This window comes from Massilia sp. IC2-476, assembly GCF_020707295.1.
Taxonomy (GTDB): Bacteria; Pseudomonadota; Gammaproteobacteria; order Burkholderiales; family Burkholderiaceae_D; genus Telluria.
In genome coordinates this window covers 720193-738333 of sequence record NZ_JAJFER010000001.1, presented here as the reverse complement: position 1 = coordinate 738333, position 18141 = coordinate 720193, and the positions used below count along the sequence as shown (strand labels likewise).

The 18141-nt window shown below is 67.1% G+C and carries 18 protein-coding genes; 12 read left to right on the top strand and 6 right to left on the bottom strand.

Going from position 1 to position 18141, the window contains the following annotated elements:
* Positions 1-3: 3 nt before the first annotated feature.
* Entirely contained in the window at positions 4-624 is a 621-nt protein-coding gene (locus LK539_RS03400; RefSeq protein ID WP_227799495.1) for a hypothetical protein, read from the bottom strand.
* Between the two features lie 194 nt (positions 625-818).
* Here LK539_RS03400 and LK539_RS03395 point away from each other — a divergent pair, with 194 nt between their 5' ends.
* Positions 819-1136: a hypothetical protein gene (locus tag LK539_RS03395; protein WP_227799494.1), complete on the top strand. Its 318-nt coding sequence runs from the start codon at positions 819-821 to the stop codon at positions 1134-1136.
* 79 nt (positions 1137-1215) lie between these two features.
* Here LK539_RS03395 and LK539_RS03390 read toward each other — a convergent pair whose 3' ends face one another.
* Together LK539_RS03390 and LK539_RS03385 are read right to left on the bottom strand one after the other, a co-directional pair.
* On the bottom strand, positions 1216-1401 hold the full coding sequence (locus LK539_RS03390) for a hypothetical protein (RefSeq protein ID WP_227799493.1): 186 nt from the start codon (positions 1399-1401) through the stop codon (positions 1216-1218).
* Between the two features lie 133 nt (positions 1402-1534).
* Positions 1535-2197, bottom strand: coding sequence for a TetR/AcrR family transcriptional regulator (locus tag LK539_RS03385; RefSeq protein WP_227799492.1), 663 nt, complete (start codon positions 2195-2197; stop codon positions 1535-1537).
* A 117-nt stretch (positions 2198-2314) separates the two neighbouring features.
* On the opposite strand from LK539_RS03385, the gene LK539_RS03380 reads away from it, so the two are divergent.
* The 9 genes from LK539_RS03380 to LK539_RS03340 all read left to right on the top strand — a co-directional run bounded on the left by LK539_RS03380 (position 2315) and on the right by LK539_RS03340 (position 13606).
* Positions 2315-3454, top strand: coding sequence for an HlyD family secretion protein (locus tag LK539_RS03380; RefSeq protein WP_227799491.1), 1140 nt, complete (start codon positions 2315-2317; stop codon positions 3452-3454).
* 9 nt (positions 3455-3463) lie between these two features.
* Positions 3464-5068, top strand: a complete 1605-nt coding sequence (locus LK539_RS03375) for a DHA2 family efflux MFS transporter permease subunit (RefSeq protein WP_227799490.1) — start codon at positions 3464-3466, stop codon at positions 5066-5068.
* Positions 5069-5101: 33 nt separating this feature from the next.
* A complete protein-coding gene (locus tag LK539_RS03370) occupies positions 5102-6547 on the top strand; it encodes an efflux transporter outer membrane subunit (RefSeq protein ID WP_227799489.1) in 1446 nt (481 codons plus the stop codon).
* 46 nt (positions 6548-6593) lie between these two features.
* Complete coding sequence (locus LK539_RS03365; RefSeq protein ID WP_227799488.1) at positions 6594-7637, top strand: YCF48-related protein; 1044 nt, start codon at positions 6594-6596, stop codon at positions 7635-7637.
* Positions 7638-7672: 35 nt separating this feature from the next.
* A complete protein-coding gene (locus LK539_RS03360; protein WP_227799487.1) occupies positions 7673-9382 on the top strand; it encodes a hypothetical protein in 1710 nt (569 codons plus the stop codon).
* A 157-nt stretch (positions 9383-9539) separates the two neighbouring features.
* The gene (locus LK539_RS03355; RefSeq protein ID WP_227799486.1) at positions 9540-10721 is read left to right on the top strand and encodes an MCP four helix bundle domain-containing protein; all 1182 of its coding nucleotides are present in this window, start codon (positions 9540-9542) and stop codon (positions 10719-10721) included.
* Between the two features lie 103 nt (positions 10722-10824).
* Positions 10825-11520: a hypothetical protein gene (locus tag LK539_RS03350; RefSeq protein ID WP_227799485.1), complete on the top strand. Its 696-nt coding sequence runs from the start codon at positions 10825-10827 to the stop codon at positions 11518-11520.
* 132 nt (positions 11521-11652) lie between these two features.
* Positions 11653-12675 (top strand): BON domain-containing protein, encoded by a 1023-nt coding sequence (locus LK539_RS03345; protein WP_227799484.1) that lies wholly within the window; start codon positions 11653-11655, stop codon positions 12673-12675.
* Positions 12676-12781: 106 nt separating this feature from the next.
* Entirely contained in the window at positions 12782-13606 is an 825-nt protein-coding gene (locus LK539_RS03340; RefSeq protein WP_227799483.1) for an HDOD domain-containing protein, read from the top strand.
* Here the strand turns inward: LK539_RS03340 and LK539_RS03335 are convergent, their stop codons facing one another.
* The gene (locus LK539_RS03335) at positions 13607-14521 is read right to left on the bottom strand and encodes a LysR family transcriptional regulator (RefSeq protein ID WP_227799482.1); all 915 of its coding nucleotides are present in this window, start codon (positions 14519-14521) and stop codon (positions 13607-13609) included.
* A 106-nt stretch (positions 14522-14627) separates the two neighbouring features.
* Here LK539_RS03335 and LK539_RS03330 point away from each other — a divergent pair, with 106 nt between their 5' ends.
* Both LK539_RS03330 and LK539_RS03325 read left to right on the top strand, forming a co-directional pair.
* A complete protein-coding gene (locus LK539_RS03330; RefSeq protein ID WP_227799481.1) occupies positions 14628-15191 on the top strand; it encodes a cysteine hydrolase family protein in 564 nt (187 codons plus the stop codon).
* A gap of 148 nt (positions 15192-15339) precedes the next feature.
* Positions 15340-16212, top strand: a complete 873-nt coding sequence (locus LK539_RS03325; protein WP_227799480.1) for a choice-of-anchor A family protein — start codon at positions 15340-15342, stop codon at positions 16210-16212.
* A 10-nt stretch (positions 16213-16222) separates the two neighbouring features.
* On the opposite strand, the gene LK539_RS03320 is transcribed toward LK539_RS03325, so the two are convergent.
* Entirely contained in the window at positions 16223-17395 is a 1173-nt protein-coding gene (locus LK539_RS03320; protein ID WP_227799479.1) for an MFS transporter, read from the bottom strand.
* Between the two features lie 92 nt (positions 17396-17487).
* Positions 17488-18093 carry a YigZ family protein gene (locus LK539_RS03315; RefSeq protein WP_227799478.1) on the bottom strand — a complete coding sequence of 202 codons (606 nt, stop codon included), beginning with the start codon at positions 18091-18093 and terminating at the stop codon, positions 17488-17490.
* Positions 18094-18141: the final 48 nt, after the last annotated feature.

Here is an 18141-nt window from a genome sequence, read left to right as displayed (position 1 = left end):
GGCTCAGTTCAGGACGGATTGTTGGGACAGGTCGTTCAGCGCGTTCGAGACGATCTGGCGCGTCATGCTGCGCACGGCGTCTTCGACGCTGGCCGACTTGGTGGCGTTGGGCGGGTCGCTGGTGACGCCCATGGCGGTGTGGATCGCGTGGCGAGCAGTGGTCACGACCGGGGTGGTCTGGCCCGGCGCCAGGTAGGTGACTTTGCATTCGTAGTAGTCGGTGACGACATTGCCGGCCAGGCCGAAGGTCAGGCCGGTGACAAAGCCCTTGGCGGCCGCGCTGCCGGTGTCGGCCGGGAGGTTGTTGACGGTCACGTTCAGCAGCGGGGCCTTGCCGTCGGCGACGATGCCGGAGAACAGGCCGCTAGCCATGACCTGGTCGGTCACCTGGCCGCGCAGCAGTTCGGTGGCGCGGGCGTTCGGGGCGCCGGCGCTCTGGAATTCAAACGTCAGCTGGACCGGGCGCGGCTGGGCGACCTTCTTGTACTGGGCGGCGGCGACTTCCTTGGTCGCGGTGTCGACATAGAAGCTGGCGCAGCCGGTCAGCAGGGCCGAGCCCGCGAGCAGCAGGGCAGTGGCGGCGTGGCGCATCAGCGCGCGCCCAGGCGCGATCATGAAGTTCATTTCATCCCTTTGTAATTGGTAAAGTGGCCATGCGGCCGGCGACGAGCTTAACAAATCGTTGCTCTCGAAAAATCTCACTTTCTCACTTGTGGCGGCGGACGAGGCAGGCAGGCGGATTCCAATCGTGCCGCGGGGCCATGGCGTCGTATTGACGCTATGATGAAGGCCATGGAGTCAGCGACAGGGAGGCTGCGATGTACGAACATGGCAATGAATACGTCGGCACGGTATTCGTGCTGCCCGAAACCCGCTCCTTCGAGCTCAGGACCATGGTCCATGGGGAAGCGGCGATTGTGACCGGCACCATTTCCCAGCAGCTCGCGGCGCGCTTCGCCGACGGCGCCGCCGATCCGATCGACCCGCGCCAGGTGGCCTTGCAGCCGCGCCGGGTCGAAGTGATGACCCGCGAAATCCACGAACGCCACCGCGCCCCGCGCAAGGTGTATTGCCTGACCCGGCTGTTCGATTTCGATACCGCGCCGCAGGGCAATCGCACGCCGGCCATGGCCTGAGGCGGAGCAGGGACGTAAAAAAGCCGCCCGGCTTGTGCGGGGCGGCTGTTTGCGTGCGTGTTCGCTCAGGTAGCGGCGTTCAGGTAAAAGCGATAAACCGTTGCGGGATATCGATGGTCCCGGCCTGGGCAGCGGCCGCGTAGGCACGCATTTCTGCAACGACTGCTTCAAGCTGTTCGTTGTTCGGATTCTGCAGGAAACCCTTCATGCGTTCCTGCAGGGCCGCCTGCTGGTCGCGCCATTCGTATCGGGAAGACTTGCTCATGCTTCCTCCTCGCGGCGAACGGCCGCTGTCGTTTTATTGTTCATGACATCCTCCTGTAATAAGGGTGTCAGATTGTCACATTGGGCGCACCAGGTCGGTGCGATCACGCACAGACCGGGGTTTTACCATGTGGTCAAAGAATGCTGCGGTAAAACAGTTCTAAACGCTCGGCAAGCTGCCGGCGCGCTTCTTCGCGCACCGGTTCCCGTTCCGGGAACAGGAAACGCATGACGGGGTCGCCATTGATGCAGGCAATCAGGTGGCCGGGGAGGAGGGCGATGGGCGCATCCGGCCGCAGCTGGGCGCGCACATCGGGCCGGGCGAAATAGCGTTCCAGCATCTCGCGGGTGGCGCGCGGCCCGGCGTCATAGAAGGCGTCGGCCAGTTCCGGATTGCTGCCGGCTTCCGCGATCACCACCCGCTGCAGGGCCATCGCATCGGGTTCGCACAGCATGTCGTAGAAATGGCCGGCGAATTCGCCGATAACTTCGCGCAGCGGACGCTGGTCGGCATCCATCTTCCCGACCGGAAAGAAGCGCGCGCGGCGCGCAGCCAGCACTGCCTTCAGCAGCCCCGCCTTGCCGCCGAATTTGACGTAAATGGTCCGCACCGCGACCCGCGCCTCGCGTGCGATCGTGTCCAGGCTGACGCCGGTATAGCCGTGCTTCAGGAACAGGCAGCCGGCGACGTCGATCAGTTCGCGCGTGCGCGCTTCGACTTCCGAGGCCTTGGGGCGGCCGGCGGATTTGGAAGCGGACTTGGCAGTATCAGGGATGTCGGAATGGGCATTACGCATGGTGGATAGAGTAATTCACCTAAAAATGAAATGCAACCGTTTCATTTCTTGACTTCGCTGACAGCGTGTCGAATAATGCGATGGACCCATTTCATTTTTCTTCGGAGTTTGACCGTCATGGCAGAATCGCACACCCCGGCCCAGCAGTCGCCAGCATCCGCACCAGTACCGGCAGCACCGGTTAAAACCCCGCCCAACAAGCGCGTGCTGGGCGTGGTGGCGCTGATCGCCCTGGTCGCCCTCGGGGCGGGCGGGCGCATGTGGTACCGCAGCAGCCACTTCGTCGAGACCGAGAACGCCTACGTCACGGGGCGCGTGCACCCGGTGTCGAGCCGGGTGGCGGGCGTGGTGACGCGCGTGCTGGTGGACGATAACCAGATCGTGAAAGCCGGCGACGTGATCGCCGAGCTGGACCCGGCCGACCACCGCGTGCGCATCGAACAGATCGAAGCGCAGATTGCCAGCGCGGAGCAGCAGATCGGCCAGGCCGACGCCCAGGTGGCGCAGGTGAAGGCGCAGGCCGCGGCCGCCGGCGCCCAGGTCAAGCAGTCCGAAGCCCAGCTGGTGCGTGCGCGCCAGGACGCCGAGCGCTTCGGCCAGCTGTATAACGACACCATGAAGGCCGTCTCCAAGGCCGAAGTGGATGCCTCGAGCGCCGCGCGCGCCGCCGCCACCGCCGACGTGGCGGCGCGCCGCGAGAGCGCCAGCGCCGCGCTGGCCCAGGTGAACGCCGCCAGCGCCGGCCGCGACGTGCTCAAGGCCCAGGTCAAGGTGCTGCAGGCGCAGCTGAAGGACGCGCGCCAGCAGCTGGCCTACAACCAGATCGTGGCGCCGGTGGCGGGCCGCGTCGGCAAGCGCAGCGTCGAAGTCGGCGCCCGCGTGCAGCCGGGCCAGCAGTTGCTGGCCGTGGTCGAGGACGAGGTCTGGGTCACCGCCAACTTCAAGGAAACCCAGCTGGCCGGCCTGGAGCCGGGCCAGCAGGTCTCGCTCGAAGTCGATGCGCTGCCGGGCAAACACCTGATGGGTCGCGTGCACAGCTTCTCGCCGGCCTCGGGCGCCCAGTTCGCGCTGCTGCCGGCCGATAACGCAACCGGCAACTTCACCAAGATCGTGCAGCGGGTGCCGGTCAAGATCGTGCTCGACCCGAACGACGTCAAGAAATACGCCGGCCGCCTGGTGCCGGGCATGTCGGTGGTGGCCGAGGTCGAACTGGGCCAGAAGGTCCAGCACACCCAGACTGCGGCCGTCGCCCATTAAGGACCTGCCATGACTAGCCTCACCAAGGCCGGCGTGCCGGGTGCCGTCCCCGGGGCGCCCGCCAACGGCGCCCGCATCGACGCGCGCACCTGGATCGCGGTGGCCGCCGGCATGCTGGGCGCCTTCATGGCGGTGCTGGACATCCAGATCACCAACTCCTCGCTGCGCGACATCCTCGGCACGCTGTCGGCCACCCAGGAAGAGGGCTCGTGGATCTCGACCGCCTACCTGTGCGCCGAGATCGTCGTGATCCCGATGACGGCGCTGTTCGCCCGCGCCTTCGGGGTGCGTTACTACATGATTGGCACGACGGCCCTGTTCCTGCTGTTCTCGACCCTGTGCGGCGCGGCCTGGAACCTGGAAAGCATGATCGTGTTCCGCATGCTGCAGGGCTTTACCGGCGGCGCGCTGATCCCGATGGCGATGACGCTGGTGATGACCCGCCTGCCCGCATCCAAGCGCGCGGTCGGCATGGCGATCTTCGGCCTGACGGCCACCCTGGCGCCGGCCATGGGCCCGACCCTGGGCGGCTACCTGTCCGAGCTGTACGGCTGGCCCTCGATCTTCTACATCAACTGGGTGCCGGGCGTGCTGCTGATCGCCGGCATGCTGTACGGCCTCGATCCGGAAAAGCCGAACTTCAAGGCCCTGCTCAATGCCGACTGGCTCGGCATCGGCCTGATGGCGCTCGGCCTGGCCTGCCTGACCATCTTCCTGGAAGAGGGCAATTCGAAGGACTGGTTCGAGTCGCGCTTCATCGTGACTTTCGCTGCGCTGTCGCTGGTGGGCATCCTGGGCTGGGTGGCGGTGAGCTTCTCGCGTCCGGACCCGTTCGTGAACCTGCGCCTCTACGGCCAGCGCAACTTCCTGGTCGCGACCGTGCTGTCGGCGGTGACCGGCATGGGCCTGTATGGCTCCTCCTTCCTGCTGCCGCTGTACCTGGGCCAGATCGCCGGCTACACCCCGATGCAGATCGGCGAAGTCATCGCCTGGGTCGGCCTGCCGCAGCTGCTCGTGATGCCCTTTGCGGCGGCGCTGTCCTCGAAGGTGGACAACCGCATCCTGTGTTCCTTCGGCCTGCTGCTGTTCGGCGGCTCCTGCCTGATGAACGCCTTCATGGACGCGAGCACCGGCTACGACCAGCTGATGATGACCCAGGTGATCCGCGCGATCGGCCAGCCCTTCGTGATGCTGACCCTGTCGAACTTCGCGATGCAGGGCCTGCCGCCGAAGGACATGCCCTCGGCCTCGAGCCTGTTCAACATGACGCGCAACCTGGGCGGCTCGATCGGCATCGCACTGCTGGCCACCAGCCTGACCAACCGCGAGCACTTCCACTCGGCGCGCCTGGGCGAGGCGGTGTCGCAGTATGCGCCGGCGACCCAGCAGCGCCTGGACCAGCTGACCCAGGGCTTCATGGCAAGCGGCATGGACCCGGCGACGGCAGCCAACCAGGCGCTGGCCGTGATCGACCGCATCGTACGGCGCGAGTCCTATGTGATGGCCTACAACGACGGCTTCTGGATCATCGGCCTGGTGCTGATCGGCTGCATCGCCGCGATCTGGCTGGCGGACAAGGTGAAGTCGCCGGGTGGCGCCTCAGGTGCCCACTAATGCGCCCACTGATATCGAACATTGAGAATGACTATGCTGAAGAAAATCGTACTCGTTAGTGTATTGGCTGCGGCCCTGGGTGGCTGCACCACGGTTGGTCCCGACTTCAAGGCGCCGGCCAACGCGCAGGATGCGTCCTTCCGCCACGCGGCGTCCAGCAACGAGGCGGCGCGCCTGCCGGCCCAGTGGTGGACCGTGTTCGGCGACAGCACCCTCGACGGCCTGGAGCAGCGCGCCCTGCGCGACAACCCGGGCGTGCAGGCCGCGGCCCAGCGCCTGCTGCAGGCCCAGGCTCAGCTGGGCGTGGTGCGTGCCGGGCAGATGCCGAACGTCGCAGTGAGCGCGGGTGTATCGAACTCGCGTACCTCGAGCGAGACCTCGCAGGGCATCGCGCTGGGTGGCCGCTCGATCGAAGGCAACAACTTCAGTGTCGGCGCCTCGCTCTCGTATGAACTCGACCTGTGGGGCCGCGTGCGCCGCGTGGTCGAAGCCTCGGACGCCCAGGCGCTGGCGGCCCAGGACGACCGCGACGGCGTGCTGCTGATGCTGTCCTCGCAAGTGGCGAGCTCCTACTGGCAGCTGCGCGGCCTGGACGCCGAGCTGGCGGTGCTGAAGAACGCGCTGGCGGCGCGGCAGGAAGCCCAGCAACTGATCGAGGCCCGCTTCAAGGCCGGCCTGACGAACGAACTGGACGTCTCGCGCGCCCGCATCGAACGCGCCAATGCCGAAGCCGACCTGCACGAGGTGCAGCGCCAGCGCAATACGGTCGAACACGCGCTGGCCACCCTGGTGGGCGCGTCGCCGAGCGCGCCGCTGCTGGCGGGCGACGCCAGGGCGCAGCTGCCGCAGCCGCCCGCGATCCCGGTCGGCCTGCCGGCCAGCCTGGTGGGCCAGCGCCCCGACCTGGCGGCGAGCGTCGCCCAGCTGAAGTCCTTCAATGCCCAGGTGGGCGTGGCGGAAGGCGCCTTTTATCCCTCGCTTTCCCTGACGTCGAACTTCGGCTTCGCCTCCGAACACCTGCGCGACCTGGCCAGCGGCGGCGCACGCCAGTTCTCCTTCGGCCCGCTGGCGCTGTCGCTGCCCGTGTTCGACGGCGGCCGCAACCGCGCCAACCTGGCGCTGTCGAAAGCGCGCTACGAAGAAGCGGTGGCCAACCACCAGACGCGCCTGTTGACCGCGCTGCGCGAAGTGGAAGATGCGCTGTCGGACGTACAGCAGCGCCAGCAGCAGGGCGAGGTGCAGGCCCAGTCGCAAGAGGCGGCGGCGCGTGCGCTGCTGGTGGCGCAGGCGCGCTACCAGCGCGGCGTGTCGACCTACCTCGACGTGACCGAAGCCCAGCGCACCTCGCTGGCGGCCGACCGTGCCGCGGCGCAGATCCGCACCCAGCGCCTGCTGGCGACTGTCGCCGTGGCGCGCGCGCTCGGCGGCGGCTGGGAACAGGGCGAAGCACTGGCGACCATCGCGAAAGCACCCCAATAAAGTAAGGCTACAATGCGGATCACTCAACCCTACGAGGATCCGCATCATGCTTCTTCCTGCACGCGTCCTGTTCGCCGCCACCATGCTGGTTTCCAGCGCGGCCAGCGCCCAATCCTGGCAAGCGATCACCAGCCCGACCAGCGCCGAGCTGCGCGGCCTGTCGGTCGTCAGCGCCAGGGTCGCCTGGGCCAGCGGCACCAAGGGCACCGTCCTGCGCACTGTCGACGGACTGCAGTGGCAGACGATGCAGGTGCCGGAGGCCGACAAGATCGACTTCCGTGACATCCAGGCCTTCGACGAGAAGACGGCCGTCGTGATGGGCGCCGGGCCCGGCGCGGCCTCGCGCATCTACCGTACCGAGGATGGTGGCGCCACGTGGAAGCTAATCGTGACGAACCCGGTGGCGGATGGCTTCTGGGACGCCATCGCCTTCTGGGACAAGGACAATGGCATCCTGTTCGGCGATCCGGTCAAAGGCAGCTTCCAGGTCTACACGACAAGCGACGGCGGCCGCTCCTGGCAGGAGGTCGCTTCGAAAGGTATCGAAGCGATGCCCAACGAAGGCGCCTTCGCCGCCAGCGGCACCTGCCTCACCGTGGCGGGCAGCAGTGACGCCTGGATCGCCACCGGCGGCAGCGCCTCCTCGCGCGTGTTCCACTCCAGCGACCGCGGCAAGACGTGGCGCGTTTCCTCGACCCCGATTCCGGCCGGCGCCGCCGCGCGCGGCGTGTTCTCGGTCGCCTTCCTGAATCCGAAAGAGGGTTTCGCGGCCGGCGGCGACTACAAGGAAACCCGCATGGCCGGCACCAACGGCGCATTCACGACGGACGGCGGCGCCAGCTGGACGCCGGTACAGGTGGCGCCAGCCGGCTACATGTCGGTGGTGGCGCCGGTGCCGGGCGCGCCGCGTGCGCTCGTTGCGGGCGGCCTGGCGGGTTCCGGCTATTCGCGCGATGGCGGACGCACTTGGACCGAACTCGACAAGACACCGATGAACACGGTCGGTTTCGCCGGCCCGACCCAGGGCTGGGCGGTGGGGCCGAAGGGCCTCTTGATGAAGTACACCGGGCCGGCACTCGACCGGCAGTAAAATCGCCCGACTATAACAAGCTGACAGGAGACACCATGAACAAACTATTCGCTCCCCTCGTGCTGGTCGCCGCCCTCGGCGCCGCCTATGCGCAGGCGGCAGAACCAGCCAGCGCCGCCCAGCTCCAGGCCATGGCCAAGCGCTTCGCACCGGCCGAGCTGAAGGCCGATACCTCGAAGCTGTCGAAAGGCGACCGCGCCGCGATGGTCAAGCTGATCGAGGCGGCGAAGATCATCGACACCCTGCAGCTGCGCCAGCGCTGGTCCGGCAACGAAGCTCTGTGGGCCGCGCTGCAGAAGGACAATTCGGCACTGGGCAAGGCGCGCCAGAACGCCTTCTGGCTGAACAAGGGCCCGTGGTCGGGGCTGGACGACAACCAGTCCTTCATGCCCGCGGAGTATGCCGGCATCAAGATCCCGGCCAAGAAGCCGCTTGGCGCCAACTTCTATCCCGAGAACGCCGGCAAGGAAGCGCTGGAAAGCTGGATGAACGGCCTGCCCGCCGCGCAGAAGGCCGATGCGCAGTGGTTCTTCACCGTCATCCGGACTGGCCCGGACGGCAAGTTCCGCACCGTGAAGTATTCGGATGAGTACCGCCCGGACCTGGAAAAGCTGGCCAAGCTGCTGCGCGAAGCCGCGGCTTCGACCGACAACGCCTCGCTCAAGAAATTCCTGACCCTGCGTGCGGACGCCTTCCTGTCCAACGATTACCTGGCTTCGGACTTCGCCTGGATGGACCTCGACTCGCCGGTAGACGTCACCATCGGCCCCTACGAGACTTATAACGACGAGCTGTTCGGCTACAAGGCGGCGTTCGAAGCCTATGTCAGCGTGCGCGACCAGAAGGAAACCCAGAAGCTGGCCTTCTTCGGCAAGCACCTGCAGGAGCTGGAAGACAACCTCCCGGTCGACAAGCAGTACCGCAACCCGAAGGTCGGCGCGATCGCCCCGATGGTTGTGGTCAACCAGGTCTTCGGCGCCGGCGACGGCAACATGGGCGTGCAGACGGCCGCCTACAACCTGCCGAACGACGAGCGCGTGATCCGCGAGCGCGGCTCCAAGCGCGTGATGCTGAAGAACGTGCAGGAAGCGAAGTTCGAATCGACCCTCAAACCGATCTCGAAGCTGGTATTGCGCCCGCAGGACCAGAAGGACCTCGATTTCGATTCCTTCTTCACCCACATCCTGGCGCACGAGATCATGCACGGCCTCGGTCCGCACCATACCAAGAAGGACGGTAAGGAATCGACGCCGCGCCAGGACCTGAAGGACACCTATTCGACCATCGAGGAAGCCAAGGCCGACATAACCGGCCTGTGGGCGCTGGGCTACATGATGGACAAGGGCCTGCTGAAGGACACGCTGGGGCAGGGCGAGGCGGCCGAGCGCAAGCTGTATAACACCTTCCTGGCCTCGAGCTTCCGTACCCTGCACTTCGGCCTGACGTCTTCGCATGCGCGCGGGATGGCGATCCAGGTCAACTACCTGCTCGACAAAGGCGCGTTCGTGGCCAATGGCGACGGCACGTTCGCCGTGGACTTCAAGAAGATCAAGGCGGCCGTGGCCGACCTCGACCGCGAATTCCTCACCATCGAAGCCACCGGCGACTATGCCCGTGCCAAGGCGATGATGACGAAGTACGTGGTGATCCGTCCGGAAGTGCAGAAGGCGCTCGACAAGCTGAAGTCCAGCGTGCCGAACGACATCCGCCCGAGCTTCGTGACGGCGGCAGCACTGGCAAAGTAAGGCAGCAGCCAGGGCATTCGGCGGCCTGTTTGGCACGTACGCAACAGTGCCGCCGAATTTACTTAACTTGAGCTGAAAGCTCCGTCAGTCCATACAAGGGCCGTGTTATAGTCGCAGCATTGCTTTGGAGCAATTCCCGCAGCCCTCAGACTAGAACATGACGACGAAGCCCCTTTCCACTGGCGCGCGATTGGCCATCGGCTACGGCGCCGTGATTCTCCTGATGATCGCGCTGGCCGTGCTCGCTGCGGCGCGCGCGGGGCAGATCGAGCATCTGCTGTTCCGCATCGACGACGTGAGCGGCATCAAGCAGCGCTACGCCTTCGAGCTGCGCGCCAGCGTGCGCGATCGTTCAATCGCCATGCGCGACCTCGTCCTCGCCTCCGACCCGGCCGCGGCCGCCGCGCTGATCGCGCGGCTGAAAACCTCGGCCGACGCCTATGCGCGCGCGGCGTCGCCGCTCGATGCACTGTTCCATGAGCTGCCCGGCATCCTGCCCGAGGAGCGGGACGCCCTGGCCGCGATCAAGGAACAGGAAAGGCGCACCCGCCCACTGGTCGAGCGCGTGCTGGCCCTGCACACCCTCGGCGAAACGCAGGACGCCCGGGCCCTGCTTGCCAGCCAGGCGGCGCCGGCCTTCGTCGACTGGCTGGCCAGCGTCTCGCGCTTCGTCGACCTGCAGGAAAAGCTGGCGGCGGACGATATGGCGAATGCGCGCCGGCTGGCGTCCGGCTTCGGGCAGTGGATCGTGCTGCTGTGCGCGGGCGCCGTCGCGGCGGCCGTGTTCGGCACCTGGTACGTGGTGCGCGGGCTGCGGCCTGCGCCGACGGCCGCGCCCGATGAGGCGCTGGCACAGGACGTCGCGGCGGCGCCCGCCGCCATCCCCCCGAAACGCGTCGACGACATCGTCGGCGCCATCGACGGCCTGGCCTTCCGCGCCAACATCCTGGCGCTCGACGCCGCCGTGCACGCCCTGCGCACCGGCGAACAGGATGAGGACAGCAGCGCCGTGGTGCAGGAATTGCAGGCGCTGGCGCTGCGCTCGACGGCGGTGGTGAAGGATATCCGCGACCTGGTCGGCAGCCCGGTGGCCCACATGGAAGATGCTGGCGCGCTGCAGGCGATCGCCAACGCGGTGTCGCGGGTCACCGCCGTGACCTCGGCCATCAGCCTGGTAGAAGGCCCGCCGCCCGACCGCAGCGAAAGCACGCGCCGCACCACGGCCTTGCTGCAGGCCTCGAGCGCGGCGGCGGCGATGGAAGCCGAAGCCCAGCGCCTGGCCGCCATCGTGGCGCCGGCATTGCACGGTCTTGAGCCCACGCCGTCAGTGCAAAACTGACAGCCTTGCTCTTCTCAACACAGACAAATATTTTCTCAAAAGTGGGGCTTCATCCCGGGCTAGAATTGCCGATAGGCATTTTATCGTCCTACGGAGTAAGCCCATGTTCAAGCCCTTCACCACCGCTGCGATCGCTGCGATCCTGTGCGCACCGGCACTGCATGCCGCCGAACTGACCGCGCTGGAAAAGCGCTGGCTCGATGCGGCCGGGCCGGTGCTGGCCTATTCCCAGCAGCTCAAGCTCCCCCTCGACATCACCGTGCAGCCCCAGCCGCGTCCCGGCGACGTGCCGCTGGCGATGGGCTTCGACAAAGGCCGCTGCAAGCTGGTGATGTCCCTGCGTAACAACCCGGACGCCGAGACCGTGCTGGCCGGGATTCCCGAAGCGCAGCAGGGCGCCCTGATCGAAGCCATGGCGGCGCACGAGATCGCGCATTGCTGGCGCTATGCGCAGGGCGCCTGGCACGTGCTGCCGGCCGGCTTCGTGGAAGTGGGTGAGGAACACGCCGCCGACGCGTCGCTGCTGGCCGCCTCGAAGGCGATGCGCGAGACGCGCCGCGAAGAAGGCTTTGCCGACCTGGCCGCACTGGCCTGGACCCGGCGCAGCAAGCCGGACGAGTATGCGCGCGTGTACCGCTGGCTGGCCGGCGTGCGCGACAAGGTGGCGGTGCCGCGCAGCGGCCACGATACCCGCGCCTGGGTGCGCCTTGCCGGCGACGGCGCCGCGTTCGGCAAGGCCGGCGCGCCCTTCGACGATGTCGCCGTCCTGTGGCGTGAAGGCCTGCTGGCGACCGAATGAAGGAGGCGGCCCGGCAACGGTCGAGGCCGCGTAATGACGAGGAAGCGGGTGTGTGTACGCTGTCGCACAGATAGCGCGGGGTGGTGGGCGTTTAATGATGACATCACAACAACCGACACCAAGGGACACATCATGAACCGACTCCTCGCCGCCCTGCTGGCCACCGTTGCCGGCACCACCATCGCCGCGGCCCCCGCATTCGCCCAGAACGACGCCGCCGGCTATCGTACGGCCATGCAGAAGGTCGAAGCCGACCACAAGGCCGCCAAGCAGAAATGCGACGCGCTCAAGGATGAGGACATCTGCGAGGAACAGGCCGACGTTGCCCGCGCCAAGGCCGAGCTGGCTGCCGTCACGAAGTACGACAACACCGCCTCCAACCGCGAAGCGGCGCGCCGCAAGCTGGCCGATGCCGAGTACGAGCTGGCCGAAGAGAAGTGCGACGCCATGAAGGGCAACGCCAAGGACAGCTGCATGAACAATGCCAAGTCGGTGCGCACCGCCGCGCTGGCCGCTGCCGGCGGCAGCGCTGACAGCAAGGCCGGCAGCACCGGCGGCAGCGGCGCCACCGCTGCTACCGCGGCAGGCAGCGCCGGCCTGGTCGCCAGCACCGACACCAAGGATCCGGTGAAGTCGGCCGCCGTCGAGAAGTGCGAAGAAAAGGGCAACAAGACCGCCTGCCTGGTCGAGAACAAGGACAAGCCGGACACCGCCCTCGAACGCGCCGGCGAGAAGACCCGCGCCGCTGCCGCGACCGCCGTCGCCAAGACCAAGGAAGCGGCCAGCAAGGTGGCCGACAAGACCAGGGAAGTGACCTCGGGCGCCGCCGAGCGCACCGAACGCGCCGCCGAGAACGTCGGCGACAAGACCCGCAGCACCGCCTCGAACGCCGCCGACAAGACCGAGAAGGCGACCGAGCGCGCCGGTTCGCGCACCACGGCCGCCATGTCGGACACGGCGATCACCGCCAAGGTCAAGGCCGGCCTGGCCGCTGCGCCGGATACCAGCGCACTGGCAGTCAAGGTCGAGACCGAGAAGGGCGTCGTCATGCTGAGCGGCTTCGTCGACTCGAAGGCCGAGGCCGAGCGCGCGGAGCAGGTCGCCAAGGGCGTCGAAGGCGTGACCAAGGTCAAGAGCGCCATCAAGGTAAAGTAAGCCGCTGCACCGCGCAGTACCGAAGCCCGCACTGGCCGTGCGGGCTTTTTTCATTTTTGCTAACTAAACGGCCGGGCAGGAGCAGGGGCAAGGGTATAATTCCTGCGTGAACAAACTTGAAGCCTTCGGATACATCGCTGCCCAGGCCGCGCGTGGGGACATTACCTTTCCCACCAGCGTGAATGCCGTGCTACGCCTGCAGCTGGCCCTGGACGATCCGGATTGCCATGTGGACGAGGCGATCCGCCTCGTGCTGTCCGAACCGCAGCTGGCGGCGCGCACCGTGGCGCTGGCCAACACGGCGGCCTACGGCAGCGGCGCGGGCGGCATGCAGGTGACCAACGTGCGCGCCGCCGTGCTGCGCATCGGCTACCGCCGCCTGCGCGGCCTGGTTGCCGCCCTGATGGTGCGCCAGTTCGGCCACCGCATCGCCGACCCGATCCTGCGCGCGAAGGCCGAGCAGCTGTGGACCCACAGCGCCCAGGTGGCGGCGCTGGCGCACTCGGTGGCGCGCCACGTCACCAGGGTCGACCCCGACACCGCGCTGTTCGCCGGCATCGTGCACGAGGTGGGCGGCTTCTACCTGCTGTCGCGCGCCGACGAATTCCCCGGCCTGCTGGAAGACGACACGGATCGCTGGGGCGTGCTGGTCGAGGACGTGGCGGGCGCGGAAATCATGCGCAAGCTGGACATTCCGGCCGACGTCGCCGAAGCCATCGGCGCCCTGCGCGACGGCGTGCTGCAGCCCGAGCCGCACACCCTGCTCGATACCCTGCTGCTGGCCAACCGCTACGCGCTGGTGGACTCCCCCCTGGGCGCCCCGCGCCTCGATGACCACGAAGCCGGTCCGCTGGACGCCGCCACGCTGCAGCTGCTGCGCAGCGAAGCGGCCGAGACCGCCCAGGCCCTGGGCGACGCCTCGCTGGTCTGACTATTCCCACCCGATGATGCCGGCCTGGCCCGCCCCCGTGCGCGCGGCCAGGCTGCGCTCGCGCAGCGCACGCACCACGGCGCGCACCGGCCGCTGGCGCAGCACGCCCGGCAAGCCGGCGATGGCGAACTGACGCCGCGCGGGAATCGGCAGCGACAGGATCCTGACGTCAAGCGCTTCCGGGAAAGTAGCCAGGCGCGGCAGGATCGCATAACCCATGCCGCGTCCGACCATGGCGGCAATGCTGGTGTCGTTGGCCAGCACCCGTCCCGGCTCGGGCGCAAAGCCGGCGGCGCGGCAGCGCGCCAGGATCTCGGCCGCGCCGCTGCAGGCCAGCGTGATGAAGGGCAGGGCGCCCAGCTCCGGCCAGCCGGACGTGTTCATTGCCGGCAGCGCCAGCGCGGCCGGGACCACCAGCACGTAGTCGTCGTGCAGGTAAGGATAGGCGTCTAACCCGGCGCCCAGCGGCAGCTGGGCAATGCCGATTTGCGCCAGTCCGTCCTGCAGTGCGCGGGTGACGTCGGCCCGCTCCTCGCAGCTGTCGTCGATCTCGACCCGCAGTCGCGGCTGCGATTGCGCCAGGGCTTCGAGCACGTGCGGCAGCAGATGGGTGCCGACGCTGCGAAAGCAGGCGATGCGCACGGTGCCGCTTACCTCTTCGTCAGCGCGGGCGGCGTCGATCAGCCCCCGTTCCAGGCGCAGCATCTGGCGCGCCTTGTCCACGACCCGTTGTCCGGCCTCGGTCGGCGCCGAACCGGCGCGGCCGCGCGCCAGCAAGCTGACGCCCAGCTCGCCTTCGAGTTCGGCGATGCCATGGCTGATGCGCGACTGGGTGCAGCTCAGCTCTGCGGCGGCGGCGCTGAAGCTTCCATGGTCGGCCACCGCCACCAGCATCTTCAGTTGGCTCAGCTTCATGCCATCGAAATCCTTCATGTCAAGCCAGCCATTATCCGCCATTTCGGTTGTGGCATTGTTGCCGGCGGTAGAGGATGGCGTTCCGAGCTACTTACCAAGACCAAGCATGAAGACCTTGCCTTCCAACGCCGCCCTGATCAGCATCGACGTGCAGCAGGCTTTCGATGACCCGCGCTGGGGCCGGCGCAACAACCCGGAGGCCGAGAAGCAGGTCGCTGCGCTGCTGGCGGCCTGGCGCACCAGCGGGCGGCCGGTCTTCCACATCCAGCATCGCTCGGCCTCGCCTGCCGGGCTGTTCCGCCCGGGGACGCCCGGCTATGAACACAAGCCGAAAGCGCGGCCGCTGCCGGGCGAAGCGGTGATCGTCAAGAGCGTGAACAGTTCCTTCATCGGCACCGACCTGGAGGCGCGCCTGCGCGGCGCCGGCATTGGGACCGTGGTGATCGTGGGCTTAACGACCGACCATTGCGTGTCGACGACGGCGCGCATGGCCGGAAACCTTGGTTTCGAGACCTTGTTCGTGGCGGACGCCACGGCGACCTTCGAGCGTACCGGGCCGGACGGCCGCCATTTCACGGCGCAAGAGATGCATGATGCGGCGCTGGTCAGCCTGCATGGCGAATTTGCGACAGTGGTTTGGACGAAGGAGGTATTGACAGCGCTTGCATGAGCAAATTGCTAAATTTGATGATACTATGGGGAATCTAAAATTTCCCATTAGAATTATCATGCGTCGATTGGCACTTGCTCATGCGTCAATAATCGTAAGCCTTCTTGCGTGCGGTACGGCCCAGGCTGGCGTCATCGACCTGGGGAGCATGATGGGCGGTGCCAATATCTATACGCTGGGGAATTTCTCAGCCAAATCGAGCGATGTGGAGGGCGCCGTCATCGCTGGCGGCAACGTAAACGTCAGTTCCTACTCGATCAATGCCAACGGCAAGGCAGCTTACGGAAGCCATGCGCTGATCGCAGGGGGCGACCTGACGCTCAAGGGTGGATCGATCGACAAGGGCAAGATCTACGTCGGCGGCAACACCCTCCTGCAAAACGCGGCGATGCCGCTGAGCACGCCCGTCAGTCCGATCAATTTTGGGAGCACCTCGACCGCCTTCCTCAAGCTGTCGCAGGAGCTGGCCTCGGTGCAGGGAACAGGCAGTGTCAGCAAGCTGTGGAGTGGCGTTGTCGTGAGCGGCAGCGGCAAGGGTGGTGTGGACGTGTTCAACGTCTCGGCCGACATGTTCCGTACCTCGAGCAGCTGGACCCTGGACAAGCTGGTGGCCGGCCAGACCCTGATCTTCAACGTGATGGGTGAAAGCGCCACGTTCAACGAGGGCGGCATCAGCTTCGAGCCGCTGAGCAACTACAACGTGCTGTTCAACTTCCCTGACGCAAAGGCGCTCAACGTCAAGGGCATCATCGGCAGCGTGCTGGCGCCGAAGGCGGCCGTCACCGCCGACTGGGGCGTGATCAATGGCCAGGTGGTGGTGGGCAGCTGGAACTCGACCATCCAGGTCAATTCCAACCATTACTTCACAGCGACGCAACTGGCAGGCGTCAATGATTTGCGCACCGACGGATCCAACATCACGGTGCCGGAGCCGGGCACCCTGGCGCTGATGCTGGCCGGCGTGGCCGTCGCCTTCGCCGGCCGCCGCAAGCGGGTGCAGGCGCTGCCGGCCGCGGCCTGAGCCTGCGGATTCAGGCCCCGCAGGCGGCGCGCGCCTGTGCGCGTCCCTGCATCAGCATCGCCAGGGCCAGCGCCACGCCCGCCAGGGCGAGTCCGGCCGCGACCCATTGCGGCGAGGCATACGAATAGCCGAGCGTCAGCGGAATCCCGCTCAGGAAGGCGCCGGTCGCATTCCCGATATTGAAGCCCGATTGTCCCAGCGAAGAACCCAGCATCTCGGCCTCGCGCGAATGCTCGATGAGCAGCATCTGGATTGACGGACCCAGCGCCAGCGCATTGGCGCCGGTGGCAAAGGCCAGCACCAGCATGGCCGGCTGCGAGCTGGCGAACAGGCCATTGCACAGCAACAGGACCGTCATCGTTCCCAGCAGGATCAGGATCGACTGCAGCGGCGGCACGCGGTCGGCCAGGCGGCCGCCCAGGTGCACGCCGACCGTCATGCCGACTCCGACCACGGTCATGACCATCGGGATGGTCGCCGGCGCGAAATGCGTCACGTCGGTCAGCAGCGGCGCGATATAGCTGAAGAAGGCGAAGAAGCCGCCGGTGCCGATCGAGGTGATGGCGAGCGCCAGCCACAGGGCGGGGCCGCGGAAGATGCGCAGGTCGTGCAGCAGGCTGGTGCGCGCCTTGGCCTCGATGTGCGGCACCAGCTGGCGCAGGGCCAGCACGGTGACCAGGCCGATCGCCGCCACCACCAGGAACACGGCGCGCCAGCTCATGTTGTGGCCGAGCCAGGTGCCGGCAGGCACGCCCAGCACGTTGGCCAGCGTCAGGCCGGTGAACATGGTGGCCAGCGCGGCCGCCACCTTGCCTTCGTCCGCGAGGCGGCTGGCGACCACGGCGCCGACGCCGAAGAAGGCGCCATGCGGCAGGCCGGCCATGAAGCGCGACAGCATCATCATCTCGTAGTTGGGCGAAAAGGCCGACATTGCATTGAACAGCGTGAACATCGCCATGAACCACATCAGGACGCTGCGCGGCGGGCGGTGCGCCATCAGGCTCACGAGCGTGGGCGCGCCGACCACGACGCCGAGCGCATAGGCGGTGATGAGGTGGCCGGCCTGCGGGATGCTGATGCCGAGGCCGCTGGCGACGTCGGGCAGGATGCCCATGATGACGAATTCGGTCATGCCGATGCCGAAGCCGCCCAGGGCGAGGGGAAGGAGACTTTTCTTGATCAAAACGCGGTGGAATGTCGAAGTGGATCGGCCACTATAGCGCGCGGCGCGTCCTCAGTCCGCTTTCGAGTCGTGATGACAGGTATAGCCCAGGGCTATGCAGGCGCCGCGTCGTCGATGCGCGGCCAGCCGATCCGGCCATGGCCGGCATTGTCCAGCCGCGTACGCAGCCCAGGCGCATCCTGTGCCGGCAGGCTGAAGTCGAACACCACCTCGTCGCCATGCGCCACCGCCACCAGTTGCGCGCTGGCGGCGTCGAGTTCGCGCCGCACCAAGCCTTCGAGCGCATACGGGGCGCTGCAGCGCAGCTGCTGCAGCTTGATGATCGGCACCTTCTGCGCCTGCAGCAGGGCTTGCGCCACGCTGTCGGTATAGGCGCGCACTAGGCCGCCGGCGCCCAGCTTGACGCCGCCGAAGTAGCGCACCACGGTGGCCAGCACGCCTTCCAGGTCCTGGTGGCGCAGCACGTCCAGCATCGGCCGCCCCGCCGTACCGCTCGGCTCGCCATCGTCGACCGCGGCCGACTGGCCGCCCGCCAGCAGCGCCCAGCACACGTGGGCGGCGCCGGGGTGTTCTGCGCGCAGCCTGGCGACGACCTGCTGGGCGCCGGCACGGTCCGGCATCGGCTGGACGCAGGCAATGAAACGGCTCTTCTTGATGACGAGTTCGAAGTGGACGGGGGCAGCGATGGAATAAGGCATGGCGCCGATTATCGGCGGCGCGGCGGGAAATGCCAACCGTCACGGCCG

Coding starts and splice junctions, on each gene's coding strand:
- LK539_RS03400 (WP_227799495.1), bottom strand. CDS start 624: ATGAACTTCATGATCGCGCCTGGGCGCGCGCTGATGCGCCACGCCGCC.
- LK539_RS03395 (WP_227799494.1), top strand. CDS start 819: ATGTACGAACATGGCAATGAATACGTCGGCACGGTATTCGTGCTGCCC.
- LK539_RS03390 (WP_227799493.1), bottom strand. CDS start 1,401: ATGAGCAAGTCTTCCCGATACGAATGGCGCGACCAGCAGGCGGCCCTG.
- LK539_RS03385 (WP_227799492.1), bottom strand. CDS start 2,197: ATGCGTAATGCCCATTCCGACATCCCTGATACTGCCAAGTCCGCTTCC.
- LK539_RS03380 (WP_227799491.1), top strand. CDS start 2,315: ATGGCAGAATCGCACACCCCGGCCCAGCAGTCGCCAGCATCCGCACCA.
- LK539_RS03375 (WP_227799490.1), top strand. CDS start 3,464: ATGACTAGCCTCACCAAGGCCGGCGTGCCGGGTGCCGTCCCCGGGGCG.
- LK539_RS03370 (WP_227799489.1), top strand. CDS start 5,102: ATGCTGAAGAAAATCGTACTCGTTAGTGTATTGGCTGCGGCCCTGGGT.
- LK539_RS03365 (WP_227799488.1), top strand. CDS start 6,594: ATGCTTCTTCCTGCACGCGTCCTGTTCGCCGCCACCATGCTGGTTTCC.
- LK539_RS03360 (WP_227799487.1), top strand. CDS start 7,673: ATGAACAAACTATTCGCTCCCCTCGTGCTGGTCGCCGCCCTCGGCGCC.
- LK539_RS03355 (WP_227799486.1), top strand. CDS start 9,540: ATGACGACGAAGCCCCTTTCCACTGGCGCGCGATTGGCCATCGGCTAC.
- LK539_RS03350 (WP_227799485.1), top strand. CDS start 10,825: ATGTTCAAGCCCTTCACCACCGCTGCGATCGCTGCGATCCTGTGCGCA.
- LK539_RS03345 (WP_227799484.1), top strand. CDS start 11,653: ATGAACCGACTCCTCGCCGCCCTGCTGGCCACCGTTGCCGGCACCACC.
- LK539_RS03335 (WP_227799482.1), bottom strand. CDS start 14,521: ATGAAGCTGAGCCAACTGAAGATGCTGGTGGCGGTGGCCGACCATGGA.
- LK539_RS03330 (WP_227799481.1), top strand. CDS start 14,628: ATGAAGACCTTGCCTTCCAACGCCGCCCTGATCAGCATCGACGTGCAG.
- LK539_RS03325 (WP_227799480.1), top strand. CDS start 15,340: ATGATGGGCGGTGCCAATATCTATACGCTGGGGAATTTCTCAGCCAAA.
- LK539_RS03315 (WP_227799478.1), bottom strand. CDS start 18,093: ATGCCTTATTCCATCGCTGCCCCCGTCCACTTCGAACTCGTCATCAAG.